General features: G+C 36.7%; 3 protein-coding genes. 1 reads left to right on the top strand and 2 read right to left on the bottom strand.

All coding sequences use genetic code 11. The annotated features are described in order from the left end of the window. On the bottom strand, positions 1-268 hold a 268-nt coding region (locus WC622_RS17140), incomplete at its 3' end, for an ATP-binding protein (protein WP_372820907.1). Between the two features lie 170 nt (positions 269-438). Next, a complete protein-coding gene (gene istA / locus WC622_RS17135) occupies positions 439-1,815 on the bottom strand; it encodes an IS21 family transposase (protein WP_372820906.1) in 1,377 nt (458 codons plus the stop codon). A 140-nt stretch (positions 1,816-1,955) separates the two neighbouring features. Here istA and WC622_RS17130 point away from each other — a divergent pair, with 140 nt between their 5' ends. Then, positions 1,956-2,390 (top strand): transposase, encoded by a 435-nt coding sequence (locus WC622_RS17130; protein WP_372820905.1) that lies wholly within the window; start codon positions 1,956-1,958, stop codon positions 2,388-2,390. Positions 2,391-2,500 lie beyond the last annotated feature (110 nt).

Genomic DNA, 2,500 nt, shown 5'->3' with positions numbered 1-2,500 from the left:
AATCTCTAATGAGCTGCTGTTCTTTTATTGGATAACAAGTTAATTGCAATCCCTCCAAAGTTTTAGGCTCCTCAAATTTTGCACGACTTATCCGTTTAAGAAAGTTGCCAGCATCTCTCCGTTGTGCTTCATCTTGTAACAATAGAGTAATAAATTCTTCATGTGTTAAACTGCTATCCCTGGCTTGCAACAACCTTTGTTCAAAGGTTTCTAAAAACCCAGTTAATCCTAAACGCTTTAGCAGCGGCTTTAATGTTTCAATATTCATATGGTTACCATCTCTTCTGCTATTGCAAATTCACTAGCTTCTCGTAAGTATGCTCCATTAGCAGACATATTTTTCTTAGAATCAACTGTTTCTAGTCTTAACTCTAAGATACGCTTAATACTTTCATATTTGTAATTGCCAAACAAAATAGAACGCTTGCATGCAGCATCTCATTTATTGGTATCATATTTGTTCGACAACCGTAAAACAGCTTGCGCTTTTCTTTGGTTGGTTATTGAAGGCTTTTGCAATATTTCATCAACTAATTTATATATAGAATCTCCCATGGCCTGCGCCATACCCAAACAAGCTTGTGGCGTCTTTTCTAAAAATTCGCTTACATATTCAGGATAATCTTTAGGATCTGTTAACCACTGCCCTTTATTACTAGCACGAACATGGGTTTTTATTAATAACTCATTATGATAAATCTGTACTGTTCTCATGGTGACTCTAAGCCAAACAGTTTGTTCAATATATTTAGTTGGCACGGAATAAAATGATCCTGCAAATACCACATTATGATCTTTATGAACAAATCCCTCTTGCCAGATGGCGCGTTCAAATTCTGTTTTAGGTAATGGCAACAATAATGGTTTTTCGTCTCTGGTATAACGAACCCATGGTGCTTCGCCAGTAGTTCGCACTATTCGATGAGCAATTTCTTCAAGGCACCAATGACGTACGTAAGCATTGGCTGCACAAATATCTTGATGTTCTCTGCCAGCAATTACTTGTTGCTTAACTATAGTAACTGTTCTTTCTACCTTCCCCTTGTGCTCAGGTTTTCTTACTTTTGCTGGGTCAACTATAAATCCATAGTGCCTTTCCAATTCTGCGTAACTACGATTAATGGTTGGATCATAAATATGTGGTTTGATCACTCCAGCTTTTAAGTTATCTAATAATACAGTTTCAGGAATACCACCAAAAAAATTAAATGCTCTAACATGACAGTCAATCCAACTTGCAACATCTTGCTTAAAAACAAAATATACAAACCGATGTCTGCTATGCGCTAACGTCATAATAAAAGCATAGCTCTTTCGCAGTCTTTTACTAACAGGATCTAGCAGCATACCAATATAACCGTAATCAACCTGAGCTTGTTTTGCTGGACTAGTTTCCAAGTGAATTGTTACTGTCTTATCAATTTCAGGAAAAAATTTCTTAATGTATCTTCGTAATCCAGTATCACTTACAATTTCTCCTTGCTCTGCCAGTAACCTCTTCATTTGAGTAACAGTCATGTTTGGTTGGGATCTCCAAATCTTTAACTGCTCATGCCACTTCTCTAGTTTTGTTTGTACCACCTTAAGGTTACCTTGGTTATCACGACGCAGCATTGTTATATTCCTTGCTACATCATCAATCTTTACATTTGCGGCTTCTCCTCGAACTAGCCCCAAATCTTCTGCGCTTTTAATTATGCTTTTTACCGTATTACGTGACGCTCCCAATGAATACGATATTTGTCTTTTGCTCATTCCTAAATTCCACCTATACAAAATTTCTGCAATTTCTATCACTGCTATCTTCCTCTTCATAGTTAACCTCATAAAATTTATGAGGCACAATACTGGCAATAATATTTATTATCGCCAACCCTACCACGGTTTTTAATCTGCTTTTTATCCATTTTTGTATGGTTAGGGTGGGTCAATTAGCTTGGTGATTTTTAACTTGAGTGGGTCTTATAACATGGCGGTCGACACTTTACGGAACAGAAATATCGCGAGATTTAATTTCTACAATTACTGATGCTGTATTAGAAGAAGTATCCGAGTGGCGTAATCGCCCATTAGATAAAATATATCCCATAGTGTTTATAGATGGATTTGTTTCAAAATGCCGGTTAGATGGCGCCGTTAACAATCGCACGGTATACGTTATTTATGGGATTAATCTTGAAGGGAAAAAAGATGTTTTAGGGTTGTATCTGGGTGAACATGAAGGATCTAAGTTTTGGCTACAGGTATTAACCGAACTCAAAAATCGCGGTTTAGAAGATGTATTTATTCTTTGTGCTGATGGATTAAAAGGACTTTCTGAAGCAGTTGAATCTGCTTTTCCTAAAGCTCTTTTTCAGACTTGTATTGTGCATATGTGTGTTTGTTACTGAGATCTGGCCCCATTTGAAATTTTAATTTGGCCCCACCCTGGGCAATATCCGTTAGAATTATTTGGTTTTTTACAAATAATTTAAGCGGAGGAAACTAGGAGTGAAAAAAG

It is taken from the genome of Pedobacter sp. (assembly GCF_041662865.1).
Taxonomy (GTDB): Bacteria; Bacteroidota; Bacteroidia; order Sphingobacteriales; family Sphingobacteriaceae; genus Pedobacter.
The sequence above is the reverse complement of the archived record's forward strand: the minus strand, read 5'-3'. Positions and strand labels throughout refer to the sequence as shown.

Coding starts and splice junctions, on each gene's coding strand:
- istA (WP_372820906.1), bottom strand. CDS start 1,815: ATGAAGAGGAAGATAGCAGTGATAGAAATTGCAGAAATTTTGTATAGG.